This window comes from Streptomyces sp. ICC1 (assembly GCF_003287935.1).
Taxonomy (GTDB): Bacteria; Actinomycetota; Actinomycetes; order Streptomycetales; family Streptomycetaceae; genus Streptomyces; species Streptomyces tritrimontium.
On the sequence record NZ_CP030287.1, the window covers coordinates 8,574,269 to 8,599,125 of the forward strand.

The 24,857-nt window shown below is 72.0% G+C and carries 16 protein-coding genes, 1 tRNA gene and 3 pseudogenes; 10 read left to right on the forward strand and 10 right to left on the reverse strand.

Annotation, left to right across the window (positions count from 1 at the left end; all coding sequences use genetic code 11):
* The first annotated feature begins 26 nt into the window (after nucleotides 1–26).
* On the forward strand, nucleotides 27–2,948 hold the full coding sequence (locus tag DRB96_RS40210) for a carbohydrate binding domain-containing protein (RefSeq protein WP_112452809.1): 2,922 nt from the start codon (nucleotides 27–29) through the stop codon (nucleotides 2,946–2,948).
* A 7-nt stretch (nucleotides 2,949–2,955) separates the two neighbouring features.
* Here DRB96_RS40210 and DRB96_RS40215 read toward each other — a convergent pair whose 3' ends face one another.
* Both DRB96_RS40215 and DRB96_RS40220 read right to left on the reverse strand, forming a co-directional pair.
* Nucleotides 2,956–3,768 carry a Cof-type HAD-IIB family hydrolase gene (locus DRB96_RS40215; RefSeq protein WP_112452810.1) on the reverse strand — a complete coding sequence of 271 codons (813 nt, stop codon included), beginning with the start codon at nucleotides 3,766–3,768 and terminating at the stop codon, nucleotides 2,956–2,958.
* Nucleotides 3,769–3,957: 189 nt separating this feature from the next.
* On the reverse strand, nucleotides 3,958–5,790 hold the full coding sequence (locus DRB96_RS40220) for an EAL domain-containing protein (RefSeq protein WP_112452811.1): 1,833 nt from the start codon (nucleotides 5,788–5,790) through the stop codon (nucleotides 3,958–3,960).
* A 344-nt stretch (nucleotides 5,791–6,134) separates the two neighbouring features.
* Here DRB96_RS40220 and DRB96_RS40225 point away from each other — a divergent pair, with 344 nt between their 5' ends.
* Nucleotides 6,135–7,370 carry a M6 family metalloprotease domain-containing protein gene (locus DRB96_RS40225; protein ID WP_112452812.1) on the forward strand — a complete coding sequence of 412 codons (1,236 nt, stop codon included), beginning with the start codon at nucleotides 6,135–6,137 and terminating at the stop codon, nucleotides 7,368–7,370.
* Between the two features lie 101 nt (nucleotides 7,371–7,471).
* Here the strand turns inward: DRB96_RS40225 and DRB96_RS40230 are convergent.
* Together DRB96_RS40230 and DRB96_RS45565 are read right to left on the reverse strand one after the other, a co-directional pair.
* A tRNA-Lys gene (locus tag DRB96_RS40230) sits at nucleotides 7,472–7,545 on the reverse strand.
* Nucleotides 7,536–7,755 (reverse strand): annotated as a pseudogene (locus tag DRB96_RS45565) (hypothetical protein); the annotation flags it as partial. The gene DRB96_RS40230 and the pseudogene DRB96_RS45565, both read right to left, overlap by 10 nt.
* 1,122 nt (nucleotides 7,756–8,877) lie before the next feature.
* Between DRB96_RS45565 and DRB96_RS40250 the strand changes: the two are divergent.
* Together DRB96_RS40250 and DRB96_RS40255 are read left to right on the forward strand one after the other, a co-directional pair.
* Nucleotides 8,878–10,566 (forward strand): SWIM zinc finger family protein, encoded by a 1,689-nt coding sequence (locus tag DRB96_RS40250; RefSeq protein WP_239516310.1) that lies wholly within the window; start codon nucleotides 8,878–8,880, stop codon nucleotides 10,564–10,566.
* 116 nt (nucleotides 10,567–10,682) lie between these two features.
* Nucleotides 10,683–11,375 carry a DUF317 domain-containing protein gene (locus DRB96_RS40255; RefSeq protein WP_112452815.1) on the forward strand — a complete coding sequence of 231 codons (693 nt, stop codon included), beginning with the start codon at nucleotides 10,683–10,685 and terminating at the stop codon, nucleotides 11,373–11,375.
* A 139-nt stretch (nucleotides 11,376–11,514) separates the two neighbouring features.
* Here DRB96_RS40255 and DRB96_RS40260 read toward each other — a convergent pair.
* Nucleotides 11,515–11,625: pseudogene (locus DRB96_RS40260) on the reverse strand (IS5/IS1182 family transposase); the annotation flags it as partial.
* A gap of 169 nt (nucleotides 11,626–11,794) precedes the next feature.
* Between DRB96_RS40260 and DRB96_RS40265 the strand changes: the two are divergent.
* Nucleotides 11,795–14,317: an FHA domain-containing protein gene (locus DRB96_RS40265; protein WP_204357939.1), complete on the forward strand. Its 2,523-nt coding sequence runs from the start codon at nucleotides 11,795–11,797 to the stop codon at nucleotides 14,315–14,317.
* A gap of 121 nt (nucleotides 14,318–14,438) precedes the next feature.
* Here DRB96_RS40265 and DRB96_RS40270 read toward each other — a convergent pair whose 3' ends face one another.
* Nucleotides 14,439–15,110 carry a transglycosylase SLT domain-containing protein gene (locus DRB96_RS40270; protein ID WP_112452817.1) on the reverse strand — a complete coding sequence of 224 codons (672 nt, stop codon included), beginning with the start codon at nucleotides 15,108–15,110 and terminating at the stop codon, nucleotides 14,439–14,441.
* Between the two features lie 417 nt (nucleotides 15,111–15,527).
* Between DRB96_RS40270 and DRB96_RS40275 the strand changes: the two genes are divergently transcribed.
* Nucleotides 15,528–16,100: a TetR family transcriptional regulator gene (locus DRB96_RS40275; protein WP_112452818.1), complete on the forward strand. Its 573-nt coding sequence runs from the start codon at nucleotides 15,528–15,530 to the stop codon at nucleotides 16,098–16,100.
* A 137-nt stretch (nucleotides 16,101–16,237) separates the two neighbouring features.
* Complete coding sequence (gene ilvD / locus DRB96_RS40280) at nucleotides 16,238–18,088, forward strand: dihydroxy-acid dehydratase (RefSeq protein WP_112452819.1); 1,851 nt, start codon at nucleotides 16,238–16,240, stop codon at nucleotides 18,086–18,088.
* A gap of 88 nt (nucleotides 18,089–18,176) precedes the next feature.
* On the opposite strand, the gene DRB96_RS40285 is transcribed toward ilvD, so the two are convergent.
* Both DRB96_RS40285 and DRB96_RS40290 read right to left on the reverse strand, forming a co-directional pair.
* Nucleotides 18,177–19,364 (reverse strand): PQQ-binding-like beta-propeller repeat protein, encoded by a 1,188-nt coding sequence (locus DRB96_RS40285; protein WP_112452820.1) that lies wholly within the window; start codon nucleotides 19,362–19,364, stop codon nucleotides 18,177–18,179.
* Nucleotides 19,365–19,387: 23 nt separating this feature from the next.
* Nucleotides 19,388–21,022, reverse strand: coding sequence for a Bcr/CflA family multidrug efflux MFS transporter (locus DRB96_RS40290; RefSeq protein ID WP_343234686.1), 1,635 nt, complete (start codon nucleotides 21,020–21,022; stop codon nucleotides 19,388–19,390).
* Here DRB96_RS40290 and DRB96_RS40295 point away from each other — a divergent pair.
* A complete protein-coding gene (locus tag DRB96_RS40295; RefSeq protein WP_112452821.1) occupies nucleotides 20,997–21,536 on the forward strand; it encodes a hypothetical protein in 540 nt (179 codons plus the stop codon). The genes DRB96_RS40290 and DRB96_RS40295 overlap by 26 nt on opposite strands.
* Here DRB96_RS40295 and DRB96_RS40300 read toward each other — a convergent pair.
* Together DRB96_RS40300 and DRB96_RS40305 are read right to left on the reverse strand one after the other, a co-directional pair.
* Nucleotides 21,526–22,029, reverse strand: a complete 504-nt coding sequence (locus DRB96_RS40300; protein WP_112452822.1) for an FBP domain-containing protein — start codon at nucleotides 22,027–22,029, stop codon at nucleotides 21,526–21,528. The genes DRB96_RS40295 and DRB96_RS40300 overlap by 11 nt on opposite strands.
* Before the next feature lie 88 nt (nucleotides 22,030–22,117).
* Nucleotides 22,118–23,149, reverse strand: a pseudogene (locus tag DRB96_RS40305) (ABC transporter ATP-binding protein); the annotation flags it as partial.
* A 119-nt stretch (nucleotides 23,150–23,268) separates the two neighbouring features.
* Between DRB96_RS40305 and DRB96_RS40310 the strand changes: the two are divergent.
* Together DRB96_RS40310 and DRB96_RS40315 are read left to right on the forward strand one after the other, a co-directional pair.
* Complete coding sequence (locus DRB96_RS40310; protein WP_112454382.1) at nucleotides 23,269–24,081, forward strand: SURF1 family protein; 813 nt, start codon at nucleotides 23,269–23,271, stop codon at nucleotides 24,079–24,081.
* A 10-nt stretch (nucleotides 24,082–24,091) separates the two neighbouring features.
* The gene (locus DRB96_RS40315; RefSeq protein WP_112454384.1) at nucleotides 24,092–24,847 is read left to right on the forward strand and encodes an SDR family oxidoreductase; all 756 of its coding nucleotides are present in this window, start codon (nucleotides 24,092–24,094) and stop codon (nucleotides 24,845–24,847) included.
* Nucleotides 24,848–24,857 lie beyond the last annotated feature (10 nt).

The following is a 24,857-nucleotide window of genomic DNA, read 5'->3' on the forward strand; positions in this document are numbered from 1 at the left end:
TCTTGGTGTAGTAGAAGACCGTCGCGGTGCCGTCGGCTGCCGCCGCTCAGGCGGCGGCAGCCGACGGCACCGCGACGGTCTTCTACTACACCAAGACCCGCAACTGGACCGCCTACAACCTGCATTGGGCGCCGGACGGCGGAAGCTGGACGGCCGTGCCCGGCACCGGCATGGAAGCCGCCTGCACCGACTGGGTGAAGCGGACCGTGAGCCTCGGCTCGGCCGCCGGCCTCCAGGCGACCTTCAACAACGGCCAGGGCACGTGGGACAACAACGGGGGCAAGAACTACGCCCTGGGCACCGGCCTGATCACCGTCAAGGACGGCGTCGTGGCCCACAGCGACCCCTGCACCACGGACCCCGACCCCGACCCGGGCACCGGCACCGGCACCGGCGCGAGCGCCACCGTCTACTACTCGACCACCACGGTCGGCTGGCCGACCGTCAACCTGCACTGGGCGCCGACCGGCGGATCCTGGACCACCGCCCCCGGCGCCGGCATGGACCCGGCCTGCACGGGCTGGGTGAAGAAGACGGTCGCGCTCGGCTCGGCCGCCGGCCTCGCCGCGACCTTCAACAACGGCAACGGCACCTGGGACAACAACAACGGCAGGAACTACGCCCTCGGCACGGGCCTGTCCACCGTGAAGGACACCAAGGTCACCGCGAACGCCGCCGATCCCTGCGCCTCGGTGGTCCCCGACACCACCGCGCCCACCGCGCCCACCAGGGTCCTGGCCTCCGCCGCCGACGTGTCCGTGGTCGTGACCTGGGAAGCCGCCACCGACGACCGGGGCGTGACCGGCTACCAGGTCACCCGTACCGGCGGCACCAAGGGCACCGCCGTCACCCACACCACCTCCACCGTCCTCACCGAATCCGGCCTGGAGGAGCGGACCGCCTACACGTACGCGGTCAGGGCCGTGGACGCCGCCGGGAACCTCTCGCCCGCCTCCGCCGGGGCGGCCGCCACCACGGGCACCCGGCCCCCGGCCCCGGCCGGGTCGGCGCCGCTGGGAGGCGACCCCCGCAAGGACCCGATCTACTTCGTGCTCACCGCCCGCTTCAACGACGGCGACGCCGCCAACAACCGCGGCGGCAGCCAGCACGTGAAGTCCGGGAACGCGGCCAACGGCGACCCCATGTTCCGGGGGGACTTCAAGGGGCTCGTCGAGAAGCTGGACTACGTCAAGGCCCTCGGCTTCTCCGCGATCTGGATCACCCCGGTCGTCCTCAACCGCTCCGACTACGACTACCACGGCTATCACGGCTACGACTTCTACAAGGTCGACCCCCGCCTGGAATCGGCCGGAGCCTCCTACCAGGACCTCATCAACGCCGCCCACGCCAAGGGCGTCAAGATCTACCAGGACGTGGTCTACAACCACAGCTCCCGCTGGGGTGCCAAGGGCCTGTTCACCCCGACCGTCTACGGCGTGCGCGACGCGCAGTGGTCCTGGTTCTACGACGAGAAGCAGACCGGCTTCGAGTACGACGGCCTCACCGTCGACCCCAAGAGCGGCAAGTCGTACTACAACGGCGACCTGTGGTCGACCGCCGAGCCCGTCGGCAACACCTGTGTCAACTGGGGCGCGGCCACCCAGTACAAGAGCGCCGCGGGCTACACCATCTACAACTGCCAGTGGCCGAACCCCACTTCGGGCATGTTCCCCAAGGCCCTCTTCCACCCGTGCTGGATCGGCAACTGGGAGGGTGAGGACGCCCGTTCCTGCTGGATCCACGAGGACCTCGCGGACTTCAACACCGAGAACCCGGCGGTGCAGAACTACCTGATCGGGGCCTACGACAAGTACATCGACATGGGCGTGGACGGCTTCCGCGTCGACACGGCCGTGCACATCCCCCGCGTCACCTGGAACCGGCGCTTCCTGCCCGCCATCCAGAGCCGGGTGGCCCAGCAGTTCGGCGCCCAGAAGGCGAAGGACTTCTTCGTCTTCGGCGAGGTCGGCTCCTTCGTGAACGACAAGTGGAACCGCGGCTCGGCCAACCAGTCGGCCCAGTACTACACCTGGAAGGAGTCCGCGGCGTACAGCGCGGACGACGCCACCGCCGCCGTCCAGCAGTACAGCACCGACAACGACCCGGCCAAACAGCCCACCAGCAACAATGCCTTCCTCAGCGGGAACCTCTACCACGCACCCGACCACGCCATGTCCTCCGGCATGAACGTCATCGACATGCGCATGCACATGAACTTCGGGGACGCGAACAACGCCTTCCAGAACGGCAAGGACTCCGACGACAGCTACAACGACGCGACCTACAACGTGGTCTACGTCGACAGCCACGACTTCGGCCCCGGCAAATCGTCCACCCGCTACGCCGGCGGCACCGACGCCTGGGCCGAGAACATGGCCCTGATGTGGACCTTCCGCGGCATCCCGACCCTGTACTACGGCTCCGAGACCGAGTTCCAGTCCGGCCGGCAGATCGACTGCGGCCCGACGTGCCCGCTCGCCACCACCGGCCGGGCCTACTACGGGGACAAGATCGCGGGCTCGGTCACGGCCTCCGGATTCTCCAAGGTCGCCTCCGCCACCGGAGCCGTCGCGGCCACCCTGGAATCGCCGCTCGTCAAACACCTCCAGCGGCTGAACGAGATCCGCCGCGCCGTCCCGGCGCTCCAGAGCGGCCAGTACTCCACCGAGGGAGTCTCGGGGGGCATGGCCTTCAAGCGCCGCTACACGGACGCGTCCACCGGTACGGACAGCTTCGCCGTCGTCACCGTCACCGGCGGCGCCTCGTACACCGGCATCCCCAACGGCACGTACAAGGACACGGTCACCGGCGACGTGCGGACCGTCACCGACGGCAGCCTGTCCGTCGCCGCTCCCGGCAAGGGCAACCTGCGCGTCTACGTGCTGGACCTCCCGGGTGCGGGCGCCGCACCCGGCAAGGTGGGCGCCGCCGGCCCCTACCTGAAGTAGCCGCCGGTCATCGCGGCAGCCACTGCTCCAGGACTGCCGCGATGCCGTCCTCGTCGTTGCTCGAGGTGACCTCGTCCGCGACCGCCTTGAGCTCGGCGTGGGCGTTGTCCATCGCCACCGCGTGGCCCGCCCAGCCGAACATCGGGATGTCGTTGGGCATGTCGCCGAAGGCTATGGTCCGCTCCGCCGTGGCTCCGAGGGCCTGCGCCGCCCTCGCCAGACCGGTGGCCTTGGACAGTCCGCGCGGCAGGATCTCGATGCACTCCCTGCCCGCCAGTACGACCGTGACCAGGTCCCCGGCCGCCTCCTGGACGGCGGCCGTCAGCTCGTCGTCCCCGAGGGTCGGGTGCTGTACGAAGACCCGGCTGATCGGGTCCGCCCAGAGCTCGTCGGGGTCCCCGACCCGCTTCGACATCGGCTCGGTGGCCTCGTACATGCGGTAGCCGGGCCCCACGAGCACCTGCGCGTCCAGCCGGTCCGGGGTCACCGCCAGCGCCAGGGGCCCGACGAGGGCCTCGGCGCGGGCCAGCGCGAGGGCGGCCGTGTCCCGGTCCAGGGAGACCGAGGTGAGCAGCGTGTGCTCGCCGACGTCGTAGAGCTGGCCGCCGTTTCCGCACACCGCGAGCCCGGTGTAGCCGATCTCGTCCAGCACGGGCCGCGCCCACTGGGCGGCCCGGCCGGTGACGACGACGTGTCGGGCGCCCGCCGCGACCGCCGAGCCGATGGCGGCCATGGTGCGGTCCGAGACCGAGTGGTCGGAGCGGGCGAGGGTGCCGTCGAGGTCGGTGGCGATGAGGTCGTAGGGCAGGCAGGCGGTCACGGAACTCCGATCGGGGGCCTTCGAGGTACCTCCAACCTCGCAGACGCCGGGGCCGCGGCCACGGGCCCAAAGTCCCGGGAGGGGGGATCTTTGGACCTTCACCCCGAATCCCGAACCCTCGGCCCGCTGCCCTGACCGCCGGAACACGGCCGCCCCCTTCCCGGGGCGGGGGCGGCCGTGTTCCGGCGGTCAGGGCAGCGGGCCGACGGGCCGGGCGGCGATCATCTCGGCGATCAGCTCCGGGGCCACCGCCCGGGAGTACAGCCAGCCCTGGCCGGTGTCGCAACCGACGCGGCGCAGCCGGGCCGCCTGGCCGGCCGTCTCCACGCACTCGGCCGTCACCGTCAGGCCCAGCCGGTGCGCGAGCTGCACCAGGGCCTCGACGATGGTCTCGTCGGCCGGGTTCGGATGGGAGCCCTCCTCGTAGCGGAAGCCCCGGACGAAGGAGCCGTCCAGTTTGAGGACCGAGACCGGCAGGCGGCTCAGGTAGGCGAGGTTCGAGTACCCGGTGCCGAAGTCGTCGATGGCGATCCGCACGCCCATGTCGCTCAGCGCCTGCAAGGCCTGCAGCGGCCGCCCGGCCGAGCCCATCACGGCCGACTCCGTCAGCTCCAGCTGGAGCAGCTGCGGGGCGAGCCCGGTCTCGGCGAGGATCTCGGCCACGTCGCCCACCAGGTCGGAGTCCCAGACCTGGCGCACCGCGACGTTGACGGACACGAAGACGGGGGAGTCGCTGGGCTGCTCGATCTGCCAGCGCCGTGCCTGCCGGCACGCCGTGCGCAGCACCCACCGCCCCAACTGCACGATGGAGCCGTCCTCTTCGGCGATCCCGATGAACCGATTCGGCGTCAGGACGCCGAACTGCGGGTGCTTCCAGCGCACCAGGGCTTCCACCCCGCGCACCACCCCGCTCTCCAGGTCCACCAGCGGCTGGTACTCGAGCGTGAACTCGCCCCGCTCCACGGCCGGCCGCAGGGTCGAGGACAGGGCCTGGCGGGTCATGCGGTGCGCGTTGCGCTCGGGGTCGAAGAGGGTCCAGCGGGCCTTGCCGTCCGCCTTGGCCCAGTACAGCGTGGTGTCGGCGGCCTGCATCAGCGCGGTCGCCGAGGTCCCGTCGGCCACCCGCTCCACCACCCCGATCGACGCGGAGACCGACAGCCGCTGCCCGGCCAGGTCGAACGGCTCCTGTACGGCGGCCAGGACGCTCCGCGCCAGGTCCGAGAGCTCCTCGGTGCCGGTGGAGTCCTCGACCAGCAGGGCGAACTCGTCCCCGCCGAGCCGCGCCACGAGGTGCCCGCCGGCGCGCCCGTAGCCGGACTGGTCGGCGCACCGCGTCAGCCGGGCGGCGACGGCGGCGAGCAGCCGGTCGCCGACCCGGTGGCCCATGGTGTCGTTGACGGCCTTGAACCCGTCGAGGTCGAGGTAGCACAGCCCGATCCGGCCGGTGCCGCCCTGCTCGTACGAGGAGACCTCCAGGGCGGCGGAGAGCCGCTCGAAGAACAGCGCCCGGTTGGGCAGCCGGGTCACCGGGTCGTGCATCTGGAGATGGCGCAGCCGGGCCTGCAGATCGCGCCGGTCGCTGATGTCGGCGACGGACAGCAGGACGTCGCCGGTCCCGGGGACGGGCCCGAGGGTGACCTCGGTCCACAGCGAGTGCCCGTCGGGGTGCTTGAGCCGGCGGGTGCAGCGCAGCCGGGCCTGCCGCCCGCGCAGCACCTCCTGGTAGGCCTGCCAGGTGCGGGCCTCGGAGGCCAGGTCCACCAGGTCGGCGGCGGACCGCCCGGCGAGGGCCCGCGGCTCGGCGCCGAGCATGCCGGCCAGGGCCTCGTTGGCCCAGACGACGTGGCCGGAGCGGTCGACGACGGCCATGGCGAGGTGGGCCGCGTCGAAGGCGGCCCGGTAGTCGGCTTGGTGGTCGGCCCGGTCCGGGGTGGCCGTCGCCGACGGTCCCGGATGACGCTGTGTCATGGCCGATCGGATGTTGTCGGCCGCCGAACCGGTTCCCTCTGAGGTTCCGCTCACCGTTGGCTCCCGCAGTGCGTGTGGGTGTCCGTGCAGGAAAGTGTGCCGATCATAGAGGCTCCCGGACGGCCCTATCCAGCGGCGTCGCCGTTCGTGGCGCGGGAGTTACGCGTGATGACGGAGCGTCGGCCCGAGGGTGCGTGATCGTTTCCGCACGTCTCTGAGCATGCGGAGGCCGCTGCTGATCCGACCTGATCGGTCGTGACGTTCTGTAGGCGGCCGCGTGAACCCCCGCGTCACCGGCTTGCCCTAGTCCTCACTCGTGTGGGGCAGCGGAACAGGCATTAATCAGACAATCGCCCCAAGGTGGATGAAGAGGGATCAATCCACCACCGGAGGTCGATGTGCCGCGACAGCAGACACCCGGGGGAGTGGACCGCTCCCACATGCGGACCGCGGCGGCGGCGCTCACCTCCCTCTCGGCGCTCGCCGCCATGTCGCTCGTCGCGGGCCCGGCGGTCGCCGCACCCGGAGCCGGACCCTGTGCGCTGACCCGCACCGCGGCCCACCACTCCCTGGGCCTGGACAGCTGGAACGGTGCCTACCCCAAGCCCGAGCGCACCCTGAACGCGGTCATGGTCTTCCTCTCCTTCCCGGACCACCGCACCACCCTCACCACCGAGCAGCTCACGGGCGACTACTTCCCGGCGACCAGCGAGTTCTTCGAGCAGGCCTCGTACGGCCGGTTCCGGCTGGCGCCGCACCCGCAGAAGCGCTGGACCAAGATGCCGAAGCCGTCCACCGCCTACGGGATACAGCGCGACTGGGCTCCCGCGGACCGGGCCGCCTACCTGCGCGACGCCGTCGCCGCGGCCGACCCCGAAGTGGACTTCGCCCGGTACGACGTCGTGTACTTCGTCGCCGACCCGGAGGCCCCCGGGGTCGACTCGGACGCCACCAAGGTCGTCAACTTCGACCGCCCGATCAGCGCGGACGGCACGGAACTGCGCCGCATCGTGACCGTCTTCGAGAAGCACCCGCCGGACCGCAACGTGCTGGCGCACGAGACCGGGCACGTCTTCGACCTGCCCGACCTCTACCACCGGCCGACGGACGGCAAGGGCGACTGGGACACCTACGTGGGCGACTGGGACGTCATGGGCAGCCAGTTCGGCATGGCCCCGGACCTCTTCGCCTGGCAGAAGTGGAAGCTGGGCTGGCTGGACGCCTCCCAGGTCGACTGCGTGCCCTCGGGCTCCTCCCTGCACACCCTCCAGCCGCTGTCCGAGGCCCCGCCCCGGGGCGGTACGGGCGGCACCCGGCTCGCGGTGGTCCGTACGGGCGCCGGAAGCGTCATCGCGATCGAGGCGCGGGGCTCCGCCGGCAACGACGGGGAGACGTGCACCGAGGGCGTGCTCGTCTACCGCGTCCGCAACGAGGCGGCGTCCGGCGGCGGGCCGATCGAGGTCGTGGACGCGCACCCGGACACCGAGGCGTGCTGGGACCGCTCGGTGTACCCGCCGCTGGCGGACGCGCCCCTGGAGGTGGGGGAGACGTTCACGGTGCCGGGGGAGCGGATCACGATCGAGGTGGCGGACCGCACGCAGTCGGGCGCCTACACGGTGAAGATCACCACGTAGACCGGGCGAGAACGAGGCGGCGTCCGGGGCCGCCGCGCGGCCCGGTCGCCCGCGGGCACAAGAAAAAGACCCCCACTTCCGTGGGGGTCTTTCTCCGTCTGTGCGCCGCCAGGGACTCGAACCCCGGACCCGCTGATTAAGAGTCAGCTGCTCTAACCAACTGAGCTAGCGGCGCTTGGTGACGAGGAAGACATTAGCACCCCGACCGGCGATCGGAAAAATCGATATCCGCAGCTCGGGTGGCACGGACGAACGCCCACAGCAGGGCCTCCGGCCCGGGCAGCCAGGGCAGCCCGGTGTCGGGCGCCACGAGCCACCGGGACGGCCCGGGCGTGGCCGCCAGCGGGGGCACGGTGACGGCGTCGCCGCGGCCGTGGCAGAGCGGGGCCGTCCGACTTGTATAAGAGCCAGGCCCCAACCCACCCAGCCGACGAGCAGGCGGCATCCCCGCCGGATACGGCAACCGAGAACCCTGGGCTCGATGGCGGCGGCACACCTCCTGAGGGCGAGCAGGGGCCGGACGATCCGCCCCGGCCGGCGAGCTGAACGCCGCCGCAAGACGAGCGATGCGCCGTCCGCTCCCCATTTTCCCACCGTGGAGCCTATTGTTAAAGAATGAGCAAAGCCGAGCATGAGACCGGACCACAAGGGGCGCTTGTGTGCCCGGTCTGCAAGCACACCGTGCCCACGGCCGTCCAGAGAAGGCACAAGACGCTCGGAGTCTTTGTGCCCGTATGGGGACCGGGCCCCTGCCACAACCCCGACTGCCCCGAATATCTGGAGAACCCGCAGCAGACCAGGCCTCAGGACCACTGACACAGGGCGTCCCGACAGCCCGGTTCCGCGGCGCGCCCGAGCGATCCCAGAGCGGCGCTTCCACGCGCTTGAAGCCGTCGCCGGCAAGGGCACCGCACTGCTCTGGGGCGGCGACCGCCCTTCCGCGCCGGGCTCCTCGCCTCCCTGAGCCGCCACGCCGAGCGCAGGCACCGGGCCCTTCTCCAGAGCCCGACCGAGGCCTTCCGGCGGCACCGCCGCGAACAGGCGCGCAGGGCACGGCTGCTGGGCATGCTGCCCATTCCGTACGAGGACGACTGGACGATCCCGCTGCGCCGCGCGCCCGGGGTGCGGGGGGGCATGCGTCCACGCGCACGGCCCGTCCGGCAGAGCCGGGTATCGGCTCGCCGCGTGAACTGCTCGGAGTGATCGGCGCGCACGAATGGAACCGGCCGGACTCCCGGACACCTGGAGCCGGGCGGCGAAGGCCGGCCGATCCTCTCCGGCCTCGCGGAACGCCTCGGACTGCGCAGCCGTACAGAACTGCCGGACGCGATCGCCGCAGCGGACCCGCGCGTGGTGGCCCGCACGGTCACGAAGCCGCGCCACCCGCGTGCGGCAGACCGACGGACCCCGTACAAGAGCCCGCGCGGGCGAGATCACGTCGCTGTAGCGCCTCGGGACTGTCTGAGTATCCAGCGGTGAGAGGTTCTGATCCGATTGAATGAATGCCGTGACACATGCTCCGGGGTTCACCGAGGAAGACCTGCGCCGGCTGGCGGGGGCGCGCTCCTTCGAGCGGGGGTTCGGCTATCTGTCCGCGGTGTCCCGGCTGGAGATCGGGGACTCCGCGATCACTGCGACCGTGGACGGCACCGACGCCTACGAGGTCGAGCTGACCGAGGACGAGGAGGGCGGGCTCACCGGCTGGTGCGACTGCCCGTACGGGCAGGAGGGGAACTTCTGCAAGCACTGCGTGGCAGTGGGCCTGACCGTCCTGGGGCAAGCCGAAGCCGTGCCTCGGCAGCGGTCGGCCGCCGCATCGCGTACCAGGTTGCTGGACTCCTGGCTGGAGTCCCGGACCCGGGAGGAGCTGCTTGCCCTGGTACGGGAACAGCTCGCCGACAACCGTGACCTGCGCCGCCGCCTGGAGCTGCGCGCGGCCACCGCCGGGGAGGACGCCGGCATCGTCCGCGAGCGCATCCTGAGCCTCCTCGACACCCGGCTCTTCGCCCGCCACGGCTACGTCGAGTACGCCGATGCCCACGCGTACGGGCGGCAGGCGGCGGAGGCGGTCACCGCCCTGCGCACGCTGACGGCGAGCGGCCGGTCGGCGGACGCGGTGGAGGTGGCCCGCGAGGCGCTCCGGACCTTGGGCAGGACGTACGGGGAGATCGACGACTCGGACGGCCTGATCGGGGACGTCGCCACCGGGCTGGCCGAGGCCCATCTGGAGGCCTGCCGGAACGCCAGACCCGACCCCGTGGAAACCTCCGAATGGCTGGTGCGCCATCTGCTGGACGACGCGAACGACGCCATTGACACGGACCTCTTCGACTACCGGGACGTACTGGGTGAGCCGGGCATGGCCCGGGCTCGCGAACTGGTGGAGGCCGCCTGGCGGGCCAACCCCAAGGGGTCGGCGGAGAAGTTCCTCATGGAGCGCCTCCTGAAGGCGGACGGCGGCAGCCTGGACGCACTGGTCGCCGTCCACGCGGCAGACCTCGCCCCGACCGGCCACACCCACCTGGTGATCGCCAAGGAGCTGGAGGCGGCGGGCCGCGCGGCAGAGGCCCTGGACTGGGCCGAACGCGGCCTGCGGGAGACCGAGTCCGACTGGGGTCCGGACGAAGAGCTGGTCACCTTCGTCTGCGACCGGTACGCGCGGACCGGCCGCCTGGCCGACGTGGTCGCGATCCGCCGGGACCTACTGCGGGCCCGCCCCTCGCTGGCCGCCTACCGGCAACTTCGTACGGCCGCCCGTGCGGCCGGGACCTGGGAGGGTTCCGAGCGCGCGGGCGCCTTGGAGGTGCTGAAGGCCGCCGACCAGCTGAACAAGGGCCGCTGGTACGGCGGCTCGGTGCTGCTCGACGCGCTCATGGATGACGCCGACCTCGAAGCCGCCTGGCAGACCGCCGCCGACGGGTACGCGGACCAGCGGCAGTGGCTGGCCCTCGCCGACCGGATCCGTGACCGTCGACCGGCCGACGCGCTGACCGTCTACCTGCGCTGGATCGAGCCACTGCGCAAGCAGACCGGCGACAGCACCTACGAACGCGTGGCGGAACTGCTGCTCAGCGCCCGCGCCTGTCACCGCACGCTCGGTACCGAGGCCGAGTTCGCCACCTATCTGGCCGCCCTGCGCGCCGATCAGAAACGCAAGCGGAAGCTGATGACGACTCTCGACCAGCACGGACTCTGAACGGTCGATCACGTCCCCGCCAGCGGAAATCCTCGTTCAGAGGCAGCGTCCGCTGGGGAGAATCTGGGGAGAATGAAGCGCCGCTGGGGAGTGGCTGGGGAGAATCGGCCGTATCAATGGGCAGCACGACGAAAGGGCGGGAAAGGCTGATCGTTGCAGGCCAGGGGGATCGACAGTCGATTTCCACAGGTCAGCGGCGTGCGGGTGACGACTTCACCATCGCCAGCCACGAACCTCTCACCCTGCGCGTCGAGTTCCTTCACGGCGCAGCCCACGGCGACAGCCTTTGGACGATCGCGGCCTACGAGTCACCCGTCGGCGAACGCCTCTGGCACGCCACCGCCACCCCCACTACGCCGGTCGAGATCATGCGGGTCCTCCTCGACAGCCTCAGCACCGAAGACTCCTGGGGCCTGGGCGCCGCCACCCCAATCGAGGAGAAGGACCTCGCCCACGCATCCCGCCCTCTGGAAGACGCGGGCTGGCCCCTGAAGTGCGGGGCCCGGCTGATCGACTGGACCGCGCCCACGAACGACGGGGCAGGCCTCCGCTTCGACACCCACGTCAAGCAGGGCAACCTCCTGCCGGCCTGGACCATCTGGGGCGGGAATACAGTCGACAGTCCTACATGGGCCATCCACCTCTCCACCCACGCCCCCACGTCCCTGATCCAGGACGTCGCCTTCGAACTCGCTCACGGCTCCAGCCGCCGGCCGCTTCCCCTCCGCACCAGCGCCGCCCGCTCGGCCAAGAAGCCGGGCGTCGTACCGCCTGCACCTGCTGGACACCGGCCGGCCTTCCGACGCTGAGCAGCGCGGCTCGGCAAGGCCGCCAGGCACCGCATGCGGCCTCACCCGTGGTGACGACGGCCTCGACGGCCAACACGCAGGTGAGCATTCCTTACACCTCGTTGCGCGGGGTCGAGGAGCTACTGAGCCTTTTCCAACCTCATGTTGAGGCGTGGTGGAGGACGAGGACGGCCTTCACGATGTCGGTGATCCGGTTGGTGCTGCAGCGGAGCTTCCGTAGGAGGCGCCAACCCTTCAGCACGGCCATGGAATCGCACGCTCCGGACCTTTTCGACCCCCTCGCCGGGGTCCCGGAGGCGCCGCCGGGCGGCCCGGATTCCCCTTGTGGCCGTGCGCCTGAAATAGTTCCCCCGGATGTTCGCCATCCCTAGACTCCCAGACGTCATGGGGGATTCTCGGGGGACTTAAGTGGGGCTGGAGTGCCGGAACTCGTACTGGAATTGAATGGAAGGACCTGGACGCTCGATCCGTCCAGGTCGTACTCGCTGGGGCGCGACCCCCAGGGAGACGTGGTGATCGATGACGCCCGGGTGTCGTGGCGGCACGCCACCATCGCCTGGAACGGGCGGGGTTGGGGGATCGAAGACCACGGCAGCACCAACGGCACGTATGTGCGCGGGGCGAGGGTCCAGCAGGCCGAGCTCGTCCCCGGCACGCCGGTGCACCTCGGCAACGCCACCGACGGGCCGCGGCTGAATCCCGTCGCCGGCGCGGCCGCGGCCGCCCAGGCGCCGCAGCCGGCCGTGGCGCAGCAGTCGCCCGCGCAGGCGTACGCGCAGCAGCCGCAGCACCAGCAGCCGCAGCAGTCCTGGGAGCACCAGGCGCCGCCGCAGCAGCCTCAGCAGCCGCAGCAGGTACCGCACCAGCAGGCACCGCAGGCGCCACAGGCCCAGCCGTTCCCGCAGCAGCAGGGCGGCGGCGGGGCCCCGGGCTACGGCGACCACCGCAGCCCGACGACGTTCCACCAGCTCGCGCTGGGCCACGTCATCCGGATCGGCCGTGCGCTGGAGAACGAGCTGGTGGTCTCCGACCTCCAGGTCTCCCGCAACCACGCCGAGTTCCACTCGATGCCGGGCGGCCGCTTCGAGATCCGCGACCTCGGCAGCCACAACGGCACCTACGTCAACGGTCAGCCGCTGGCGAAGTCCGGCACGGCGCTGCTCGGCCCGAACGACATCGTCGGCGTCGGCCACTCCACCTTCCGGATCGTCGGCGACCGGCTCGAGGAGTTCGTCGACACCGGCGACGTCTCGTTCTCGGCCCGCCACCTCACGGTCACGGTCGAGGGCGGCAAGCAGATCCTCAAGGACGTCACCTTCGGCGTCCCGGAGAAGTCGCTGATCGGCGTCATCGGGCCGTCCGGCTCGGGCAAGTCGACGCTGCTCAAGGCGCTGACCGGCTACCGGCCGGCCAACGAGGGCGACGTCCTCTACGACAACCGCAACCTGTACAAGCAGTTCGCGGAGCTCCGCCAGCGCATCGGCCTGGTCCCGCAGGACGACATCCTGCACAAGGAGCTGCGGGTCCGCACGGCCCTGAAGTACGCGGCCAAGCTCCGCTTCCCGGGCGACACCGCCGAGTCCGAGCGCGCCGCCCGCATCGACGAGGTGCTGCGCGAGCTCAAGCTCGACATCCACAAGGACAAGAAGATCACCGCGCTCTCGGGTGGTCAGCGCAAGCGCGTGTCCGTGGCCCTGGAGCTGCTGACCAAGCCGTCGCTGATCTTCCTGGACGAGCCGACCTCCGGCCTCGACCCGGGCATGGACCGCGACGTCATGCAGCTGCTGCGCGGCCTCGCCGACGACGGCCGCACGGTCCTCGTGGTCACCCACTCCGTCGCCGAGCTGGCCATCTGCGACAAGCTGCTGGTCATGGCGCCGGGCGGCTCGGTCGCGTACTTCGGTCCGCCGGACGAGGCGCTGAACTTCTTCGGCTACACGACCTGGGCCGATGTGTTCTCCGCCTTCGAGAGCTACCGGGACTACGACTGGGCCGGCCGCTGGAAGGGCTCGCAGCACTACCAGCTGTACGCGGCCGACATCGACGCGGTCGCCCCGCAGTCGGTGCAGCCCGCCGTGCAGCAGACCCGGCCGCCGAAGCCGCAAGCCTGGGGCTCCCAGCTCTGGACGCTGATCCGCCGCTACGTGTCGGTCATCGCGTCCGACAAGGGCTTCATCGGGCTGATGCTGATCCTCCCGGCGGTCCTGGGCGTGGTCTCCACGGTCATCCCGGCGAAGTTCGGCCTCGCGGCCCCGCCGACCGGCTTCAACACCGCGGCGGGCACGATCGTGCTGATCCTCGCGGTCGGCATGTGCTTCTCGGGCGCCGCCAACTCCGTCCGCGAGCTGATCAAGGAACGGGTGATCTACGAACGGGAACGCGCGACCGGCCTGTCCCGGTCGGCCTACCTGATGTCGAAGGTGATCGTCCTCGGCGTCATCACGGCCGTCCAGGGCGTGATCATCTGCGGGATCGGCTTCTTCCCGCGCGATCTGCCGACCGAGGGCCTGTTCATGCCCCCGGCCGTGGAGGTCTGCCTGTCGATCACCGCGCTCGGCTTCACGTCGATGATGTTCGGCCTGGTCATCTCCTCGCTGGTGAAGACCTCCGAGAAGACGATGCCGCTGCTGGTCATGTTCGCGATCGTCCAGGTCGTCTTCACGGGCGTCCTCTTCCAGCTCTACGACTCCCCGGGTCTGGAGCAGGCCGCCTGGCTGATGCCGTCCCGCTGGGCCGTCGCCGCCGCCGGCACCACGCTGCACCTCACCGAGCTCATGGCGCCGTGGGACCGGGAGCACCCGGAGAACACCGACCCGCTCTGGGACGCCACGGTCGCCCAGTGGAGCTTCGACATCATCGTCCTGGTCCTGCTCGGCATCGCCTGCGGCTTCCTGGTCGCGCGCCTGCTGCGCCGCCACGAGCCCGAGGTCATGCGCAAGTAGCGCGTGACGCCGCCGTACGGACGCCCACGGGCGCGCACGGCACGCACGAACGCCTCAGGGCGGCCCCGGGACACCGGGGCCGCCCTGAGGCGCATGGGGGGCTTGGGAGGACGGCAGCGGCCTAGTAGGCGCTGTTGACGTTGTCCATGGAGCCGTAGCGGTCGGCGGCGTAGTTGCACGCGGCGACGATGTTCGCGACCGGGTCGTACTGGTCGAACTTGGTGCCCTTGACGTGGTACGCCTTGAAGGTCGGGGCGATGACCTGGAGCAGACCCTTGCTGGGGATGCCGTTCTGGGCGTTGATGTCCCAGTTGTTGATCGCCATCGGGTTACCGCTGGACTCACGCATGATGTTCTTGTGGATCCCGGCGTAGCTGCCCGGAATGCCCTCCTTCTTCATGATGAAGAGGGCTTCCTTGATCCAGCCGTCCAGGTTGTTCGCGAAGACGGGGGTGCGGGCGGCGGAGCGGCTCGCGGCCTCCTTCTGCGCGCGGTCCTTCTTCGCGTCCGCCTCGGCCTTGGCCTTGGCGGCGTCCTTCGCGACCTTGGCCTGCTTGTCGGCGACGACCTGCTGAACGGTGAGGTGCTCCTGCACGGCCTGCGTCTGCGCGCCGTCGACGACCTTGGACCAGGCGACGGGGGCGGTGGCCACGACCGTCTCGGTCTCAGCGGCGCCGGCCGGGACGAGGGAGAAGGCGAGGGAGGCGGCCCCCAGGGTGGCTACACCCGCGAGGGAAAGCTTGTGCGCCTTCGTCAGACGACGACTGTGGCCGGGAGTGCTGGTCTCGGACATGCGTAGCAACCTCTTCGAATAGCGGGAGCCGCAGGAAAGCACCGTTGGGATCCGGGATCCGCGGTGCTGTGCGGCGAGAGCAATTCTTAGCGGCGGCAAAAACTTGTGGCAAAGGTGTGACGTACGATCCCGCTTAGTGGATCACGGCCTGGCACCGGGCCCGGAATGACGGCCTCGGCGCTAGGTGCAGCAGCACTGACAGGCTCTTTATGTGTCCACTAGGCAACTTCGTAAGTGATGTGCGTCCTATGTGCGGGCTCACATCGGCCGCGTATCAATCTCACCGAGAGTTGCGCCAGCAATTCAATGGGTGAGCGTTCTCATCCTTGAGTAGCAGAGCCACGCCCCCGAACCTGTCCCCTATAAAGCTCGCCGCCACCGAGATCTAAACAGGGTAGATCGCCGGCAGCGTCAGATGTGTATAAGGGCCCGACCCAGGAGCGCATCCGCCTCGCCGCCCGCTCCGAGTTCGCGGCGCGCGGCTACGACAAGACCTCCGTGCGCGGGATCGCCAAGGCCGCCGGCGTGGACCCGGCGCTGGTGCACCACTACTTCGGCAGCAAGGACGACCTCTTCGCCGCCGCGATCGAGCTCAGCATGGAGCCCGCCCTCGTCGTCCCGGGGCTCCTCGCGGAGGGCCCCGACGGCATCGGCGAACGCCTGGCCCGCTACTTCCTCGGCATCTGGGAGAACCCGGTCACCCGGACCCCGCTCCTCGCGGTGATCCGCTCGGCCCTCACCCACGAGGCCGCCGCGAAGGTGCTGCGCCGGCTCGTCCTGCACCGGCTCCTGGAGCGCATCGCCGCCGACCTCGACGTCCCCGACCCGACCTTCCGCGCCGAGCTCGCCGCCTCCCACATGGTCGGCATCGCGATCCTGCGGTACGTCGTCCAGGTCGAGCCCCTCGCCTCGGCGGACCCGGAGACCATCATCGAACTGGTGGCCCCGACCCTCCAGCGCTACCTGACCGAAGAAACACCGCGCCCGTGACCGAGTACTGAACCGTCCGTCCCGCCATCCGGACGCGCTGTCCACATCGCGGGCGAGGGGCGTAGCCTCGTAACCGAGCCATATCCACAGTCGCGGCAGGCGTACACGCGCCACCGCACTCATGGGGAGTGAACCCGATGCCCGAGCTGAGGTCCCGCACCGTCACCCACGGCCGCAACATGGCGGGCGCACGTGCCCTGATGCGCGCCTCGGGCGTAGCGAGTGCGGACATCGGGAAGCCGATCATCGCCGTCGCGAACTCCTTCACCGAGTTCGTCCCCGGCCACACCCACCTGGCCCCGGTCGGCCGCATCGTCTCCGACGCGATCCTCGCCGCGGGCGCCGTCCCCCGCGAGTTCAACACCATCGCGGTCGACGACGGCATCGCCATGGGCCACGCCGGCATGCTGTACTCCCTGCCCTCCCGCGACCTGATCGCGGACTCGGTCGAGTACATGGTGGAGGCGCACTGCGCCGACGCGCTGATCTGCATCTCCAACTGCGACAAGATCACCCCCGGCATGCTGATGGCCGCCCTGCGCCTCAACATCCCGGTCGTCTTCGTCTCCGGCGGCCCCATGGAGGCCGGCCAGGCCACCCTCGTGGACGGCACCGTCCGCAAGCTCGACCTGATCGACGCGATGGTCGACGCCTCCAACGAGAACGTCTCCGACGAGGACGTGCTCCGCATCGAGGAGAACGCCTGTCCCACCTGCGGCAGCTGTTCCGGCATGTTCACCGCCAACTCGATGAACTGCCTCGCCGAGGCCATCGGCCTCGCCCTCCCCGGCAACGGCTCGGTCCTGGCGACGCACACCGCCCGCCGCGCCCTGTACGAGGAGGCCGGCCGCACGATCGTCGAGATCACCAAGCGCCACTACGAGCAGGACGACCACTCGGTCCTGCCCCGCTCCATCGCGAGCCGCCAGGCCTTCGAGAACGCCATGGCCCTCGACATCGCCATGGGCGGCTCCACGAACACGATCCTCCACCTCCTCGCCGCCGCGCAGGAGGCCGGGCTGGACTACGACCTCACGGACATCGACGAGATCTCCCGCCGGGTCCCGTGCCTCTCCAAGGTCGCGCCGAACGTGGCGCCCGGCGGCACGTACTACATGGAGGACGTCCACCGGGCCGGCGGAATGCCCGCCATCCTCGGTGAGCTGCACCGCGGCGGACTCCTGAACAAGGACGTCAACTCCGTCCACTCCGCCAACCTGGAGGAGTGGCTGGCGAAGTGGGACCCCCGCTCCGGCACGGCCTCGGCCGAGGCCATGGAGCTGTGGCACGCGGCCCCCGGCTGCGTGCGCTCCGCGACCGCCTTCTCCCAGTCCGAGCGCTGGGACACCCTCGACCTCGACGCCGAGGGCGGCTGCATCCGCTCCGTGCAGCACGCGTACTCCAAGGACGGCGGCCTCGCCGTCCTGCGCGGCAACATCGCGCCCGACGGCTGCGTCGTGAAGACCGCGGGCGTCGACGAGTCGATCTGGACCTTCGAGGGACCGGCCGTGGTCTGCGAATCGCAGGACGAGGCCGTCGACAAGATCCTCCGCAAGGAGATCAAGGCGGGCGACGTCGTCGTCATCCGCTACGAGGGCCCGCGCGGCGGCCCCGGCATGCAGGAGATGCTCTACCCGACGTCCTTCCTCAAGGGCCGCGGCCTCGGCAAGGTCTGCGCCCTCGTCACGGACGGCCGCTTCTCCGGCGGCACGTCCGGCCTGTCCATCGGCCACGCCTCCCCGGAGGCGGCCTCGGGCGGCAACATCGCGGTCGTCGAGGACGGCGACCTGATCCGCATCGACATCCCGAACCGCGGCATCGAACTCCTCGTCGACGACGCCACGCTGGCCGCCCGCCACGCGGCCCTCGGCGGCGTCTACGCCCCGAAGAACCGCGAGCGCAAGGTCTCCGCGGCCCTGCGCGCCTACGCCGCGATGGCGACCAGCGCCGACCGGGGCGCGGTCCGCGACGTGAGCCTGCTTCCCTGACGGCCCCGTTCCGGAGTTCCGGACCCGGCCCGACCCGGTACGGCAGCGGCCCCGCCCGATTCCCCGGGCGGGGCCGCTGCCGTACGCGTCACCACCCGGCGGGAGCCCCCGCCGGCACGGCGAAGACGCTCCCGTCCGGCGCCGACGCGTACACCCGCCCGCCCCCGGCCGCCGGCGCCGGCAGGTTCGCCGCCTGCTTCCCGCTGCCCATACGGGGCTTCGTCTGCCCGGCGAGCCGCCTGCTCGCCGTGTCCACGGCGAGCAGCCGCCCGTCCAGCGCGCTGAGGTACACCAGGCCGTCGCCCGACACCGGACGCGAGGCCGCGCTGACGCCGGTCTCCAGCCGCCACTCCTCCCGTTCCGGGCCCACGGCGGCCAGCGCCCCCGAGGTGCCGAAGACGTACACCTCCCCGTCCGGCCCGGCCGCGGCCTGCGCCTGGAGCAGCGGGGCCAGCAGCCGCGTCGTGCGCACCGCGCGGGAGCGCAGGTCGATCCGTACGACCGCGTGGGTCATCAATTCGGCGTCGCTGTCCAGCAGGTGCAGGCTGCCGCCCGCCACCGCGAACGGCTCCACCGTCCCGGCCACCCGCACCTGCCCGCGCGGCGCCCCGTTCGCCGGATCGACCTCCGCGACCTGCGTCGACTTCCCGTCCCCGGCCGGCGTGGAGACGTAGAGGGCGACGGCCGCGCCGTCCGCCTCCGCGGGCCCCGCGCACCAGACGGAGCCGACCCCGCCGATGTCCTTGGTCCACCGCACCGCCCCGGTGGCCGCGTCCAGCGCGGTGGCCTTCCCGTCCGCCCCCGTCACCACGACCCGGTCCCCGGCGGGCACGGCCTTCGCGCCGGACGGCAGCGCGTGCCGCCACCGTTCCGCGCCCGTCGCCGGATCCAGCGCCTGGAGCACCCGGCCGCCCGCCGGCGCCGTCAGGACGAGCCCGCCGCCGTACAGCGGGGCGTCGGTCCTCGCGGCACCCTGCGCGGAGCGCACCGACCACAGCACCGTCCCGTCGGCGGGGTCGATCCGGGCGGCCGCGAGACCCGCGCCCGAGCAGTAGAGGGCCGCCGCCTGCCAGGAGCACGCCGCGGCCCGGTCACCCAGCGAGGTCTGCCACGGAGCGACGGCAGGGGCCGCCGGGGGGACCGGCGGGGCCGTTCCCCGCGCGGTGGCAGGCCCGGGGGACCCGCCGGCGGAGCCGGTCAGCAGGTACGTCCCGAGCGCCCCGCCCGCGAGCAGCAGCCCTTGCCGGGCGCGCTGCCCCCGGACCCCGCGCCCCAAACGCCGGCGTGGCCGGATCCGGCTCAGGCCGCCTGCGGCTCGGGCTTGCGCCAGGGGCGGCACAGCGCGGCGAAGCAGCCGACCGCCAGCAGCGAGCACGTCAGCTGGACCAGCGCCATCGGCACCGCCGTGTCCTCGCCGGCGATCCCGACCAGCGGCGAGGCGACGGCCCCGACCAGGAACGAGGAGGTGCCGAGCAGCGCGGAGGCCGAGCCGGCCGCGTGCGGGGCGCGCATCAGGGCCTGCGCGTTGGTGTTGGGCAGCACCAGGCCCATCGCCGACATCAGGACGAAGAGCCCCGCGCAGACCGGGAAGAGCCCGACCTCGCCGAACGCCCCGGTCGACATGAGGAGCAGGGCCACCGAGGCGGCCGTGATGACCGCCAGTCCGACCGCCAGGACCTTGTCCATGCTGACCCGGCCGACCAGCAGCTTGCCGTTGACCTGGCCGACCGCGATCAGGCCGACGGAGTTGACGCCGAACAGCAGGCTGAAGGTCTGCGGCGAAGCACCGTAGATCTCCTGCACCACGAACGGCGAGGCGGCTATGTAGGAGAAGAGGACCGCGAAGGAGAAGCCGCCGGCCAGGGTGTAGCCGGCGAAGACGCGGTCGGCGAAGAGCCCGCGCATGGTCGACAGCGCGGCGCCGACCCCGCCGGTCTGGCGGCGTTCGGGCGGCAGCGTCTCGTCCAGCTTGTGCCAGACCGTGAAGGTCAGGACGGCGCCGATGACGGTCAGGACGACGAAGACGCCGCGCCAGTCGGCGAAGCGCAGGATCTGGCCGCCGATGAGCGGGGCGATGATCGGGGCCACGCCGGATATGAGCATCAGGGTGGAGAAGAACCGGGCCATCTCGACCCCGTCGTACAAGTCGCGTACGACGGCCCGCGCGATGACGATCGCGGCCGCGCCGGCCAGGCCCTGGAGCAGGCGGAAGCCGATCAGCAGCTCGGCGGTCGGGGCGAAGGCGCAGGTGGCGGTGGCCAGGACGTAGACGACCATGCCGATCAGCAGCGGGGTGCGCCGGCCCCACTTGTCGCTCATGGGGCCGATGACCAGTTGGCCGAGCGCCATGCCGGCGAGGCAGGCGGTGAGGGTGAGCTGGACGGTGGCGGCCGGGCTGTTCAGGGCGGTGGTCACCGCCGGTAGGGCCGGCAGGTACATGTCCATGGACAGCGGGGGCAGCGCGGTGAGCCCACCGAGGATGAAGGTGACGAGCAGCCCGGTCCGGCGGGCGGCCGTCAGGGGCAGGAACCGTACGGCCCGGTGCACGAAGGGCGGCCGGTCGGCGCCGTTCAGTGCGAAGTCGGCGCCCGCGCCGTCCTTCGCGCCGGGCCGGTCGGTACCGCCGCGACCTTCGGCGGCGGGCTCGACGGTGAACCGCCAGGGCCTGGCGCGCACTTGGTCCGCCGTGGCAACGATCGGATCGGGCGCGGCGGGGGTACGGGCAGACCCGGTCGGCGGCGTGCGCGCCGCCAGGGTGTCCACCAGCAGCCGCGCCGCCGGACCCCGGGCCGCGACCGCGGCAGCGGCCGCCGCGGCCGAGATCCGCGTCACGGTGAAGGGCCGCTCCGCCATCGCCGGGGGCGGGAGGCGGATCTCCCGCCAGCCGGTCCAGTCCACGGCGGACCAAGTGCGCGCCAGGCCCTGGCGGTTCACCGTCGAGCCCGCCGCCGAAGGTCGCGGCGGTACCGACCGGCCCGGCGCGAAGGACGGCGCGGGCGCCGACTTCGCACTGAACGGCGCCGACCGGCCGCCCTTCGTGCACCGGGGCGTACGGTTCCTGCCGCTCGCGGCCGCCCGCCGCACCCTCGACGGCGGCGGGCTGGCCCGGATCGGGGCCCTGCGCGCCGCCCTCGCGGCCGCCGCCCGGGAAGCGGGCACGGGCGCGGTGGCCGTGGTACAGCCGTACGCGCCGCAGGCCGTCGACCGCAAGGAAGCCGCCCTGCGGCTGCACCTCCTCGCGGAGTTCCGGCGGGCCACCGGCAAACGGGCCGCCGTCATCACGGTGGGCGCCCCGCGCTTCGCGGCCGGCCGAAGCGAGGGCGTCCTCGCCGTCGAGGCCCCGCGCGGCGGCCGGACCCTGATCGGCGCCGACGCCCACGCCACCGGCGACTGGCTCTCCGTACGACCCGACGTCGTGCCCGGAACCGTGCTCGGTGCTAGCCGGTGACCTTGGCGGTGAAGGAGTCGAGGTTGCCGAGTGCGCGGTCGATCTTCTCCTCGACCGTCAGCGTCTCCTCGAAGCCCCGGGTCTTCAGCTTCGGCTGGCGCTTGCCCCTGATGTACAGGGAGCAGGCCAGGTCGGAGCAGACGTAGGTCCCGACCGTGTTGCCGTCGCGGCCGCGGGCTCCGGCGAGCGGGGCCACGAGGAGGGTGACGCCCGAGGAGGTGTGACCCGTCAGGCAGATCTGGCAGATGCTGGACTTGAAGCCGCCCACCCGGTTCGCGGCCGGGACCCGCAGTGAGATGCCGAGGGCGCCGCCGTCGGCCAGGGGCCGCACGATGTGCGCCCGCAGCGGGGCCGCGGGATCCACCCAGCCGAGGAAGTCGAGGTCCTCCCAGGGGAGTTCGGCGAAGTCGGTCGGCAGCTTGAGGCGTGCCGCCTCGCCCTTGGTGCAGTTCACGAAGGAGGCGCGGATCTGTTGGTCGGTGAGCGGGTCCATGAAACGAACGGTACGTGCTGGTGGGAGCCCTGGTCACCTGCTTTTGGCGGCCGCCGGGGCCGCCGCCGCGGCCCGCGGCCCCGGGTCCTCAGAGGCGGACGAGGGTGACCTCGGTGGCCTTGACGCTGGTCCACACCTCGGCGCCGTCGGTGATCCCCAGCTCGGCGGCCGCGTCCGGGGTGATCTCCGCGACCAGGTCGGGCGTCTGCGCCGAGCCGATCAGCACGCGCAGCCGGCTGCCGACCGAGGTGATCTCCCGTACGGTCCCGGGCCAGACGTTGCGGGGGCTGCCGCCCGGGCGCTCCCGGTGGACGGACACGGCCTCGGGGGCGATGATCGCGAGGGCCCGCGCCCCCTCGGGCAGCACCTCCGCCACCACCAGACGGCCCCCGCCCGCGAGTGCCAGGCCGTCGGCCGACGCCGTGCCGGACCACGCGTTGCGCCCCAGCATCCGGGCCACCCACGGGGAACGCGGATGCCGGGTGACCTCGGAGGGCGGTGCGTCCTGGAGGGTCCGGCCGTCGGCGAGCACGAGCACCCGGTCGGCCAGCGAGACCGCCTCGACGGGATCGTGGGTGACGATGAGGCAGACCCCGCCGAAGCCGGCCAGGTGGGTGCGCAGGGTGTGCCGGACGCGGGCGCGCGTCGTCTGGTCGAGGGCGGCGAGCGGCTCGTCGAGGAGCAGCAGCCGCGGCCGGGCCGCGAGCGCGCGGGCGAGGGCCACCCGCTGGGCCTGGCCGCCGGAGAGCTGCGCGGGCTTGCGGCGGGCGAGGTGGCCGACGCCGAGCCGGTCGAGCCAGGCCTGGGCCTCGGCGCGGGCCTCGGCGCGCGGCACCCCGCGGGCACGCAGCCCGTAGGCGGTGTTGGCGAGGGCGGTCAGGTGCGGGAAGAGCGCGCCGTCCTGCGGGACCCACGCCACCTGCCGCTTGTGCGGGGGCAGCGCGGTGACGTCGGCGTCGCCGAGCCTGAGCTCGGCGTACGCGCGCGGGGTGAGGCCGAGGAGGGCGCGCAGGAGGGTGGTCTTGCCCGCGCCGTTCTCGCCGACGACGGCGATGGTGGTGCCGGGTTCGGCGTCGAGGGTGAGCTCGTTGAAACCGGTGACGGTGGCGTGCAGGGGCCAGCGTCCGCCGTCGGCGGGGGCGGCGGGGGCCCTCCGGTTCCCCCTCCCTCCCGTCCTCCCCGACCCCGGACGGCCACCCGGCCGCCGGGGTCCTCGCCGCTGGGGGTACCGTCGTGGGCGTGTACCGCTTTGTACTGACCCGGCAGTGGGTGTGCCTCACCCTCATCGGCCTCGTCCTCATCCCCGCGATGATCAAGCTGGGGTTCTGGCAGTTCCACCGCCACGAGCACCGGGTCGCGCAGAACGAGCTCATCGACGCCAACCTCAAGGCGAAGCCGGTCCCGATGACCGAGGTCACCTCTCCCGGGCACGTCGTCCCGCGCGCCGACTACTGGCGCGCCGTGACCGCCACCGGCACCTACGACCCCGCGCACGAGGTCGTCGTACGGATGCGCACCTCCAACGACGACCGGGTCGGCTTCCAGGTCGTGACCCCGCTGGTGCAGGCCGACGGCCGGGTCGTGCTCGTCAACCGCGGCTGGGTGGCGGGCGGCGACGACCCGCGCGCATACCCCCCGGTGCCGGCCCCGCCCGCGGGCGAGGTGACGGTGACCGGCAGGCTGAAGGCCGACGAGACGAGCGGCGGCAGCGGCATCAAGGACCGCAAGGGCCTGCCGGACCGCCAGGTGATGCTGATCAACAGCGCGCGGCAGGCGGCGTACCTCGGCAAGCCGGTCCTCGGCGGATACCTGGAGCTCACCGCGCCCCTCCCGGCCGAAGGCAAACCCGAGGCGGTCGCCGAGCCGGACCACGACTCGATCGGCCCGCACATGGCGTACGCCGTGCAGTGGTGGCTCTTCACCTTCGCGGTGCCGGTGGGCTGGATCGTCCTGGTCCGGCGCGAGAAGCGCGACCGCGACGCGGCAGCCGCCGCCGGGGCCGGCGCAGCCGGGGCCGGCGCAGCCGAGCGGGAGCCGCTGGCGACGGCGTAGCGTGGCGGGCATGGATCTTGGACTGAAGGACCGTGTCTACGTCGTCACCGGCGCGACCAGGGGCCTGGGTTACGCCTCCGCCCGCGAACTGGCCGCCGACGGCGCGAAGGTGGTGCTGACCGGCCGGGACGCCGCGCGCACCGAGGCCGCGGCCGCGACGCTGGGCCCGAACGCGGTCGGCGTGGCCGCGGACAACTCCGACCCGGAGGTGGCCTCCCGCCTGATCACAGAGGCCCGGGAGCGCTTCGGCCGCTTCGACGGCATCCTCATCAGCGTGGGCGGTCCGGCTCCGGGCTCGGCGGCGGACAACACCGACGAGCAGTGGACGGCGGCGTTCGAGTCGGTCTTCCTCGGCGCGGTCCGCCTCGCGCGGGCGGCCGCCGCCGAGCTGGGCGAGGGCGGGGTCATCGGCTTCGTCCTGTCGGGATCGGTCCACGAGCCGATCCCGGGCCTCACCATCTCCAACGGCCTGCGCCCCGGCCTCGCCGGCTTCGCGAAGTCCCTCTCGGTGGAACTGGGGCCGCGCGGCATCCGTGTGGTCGGCCTGCTCCCCGCCCGCATCGACACCGACCGGGTGCGCGAGCTCGACGCCCTGTCCGGGGACGCGGCCGCCGCCCGCACCGGCAACGAATCCCGGATCCCGCTGCGGCGCTACGGCACCCCGGAGGAGTTCGGCCGCTCGGCGGCGTTCCTGCTGTCCCCGGCGGCCTCGTACCTGACCGGGATCATGCTCCCGGTGGACGGCGGCTCCCGCCACGGGTTCTGACAGGGCGGCC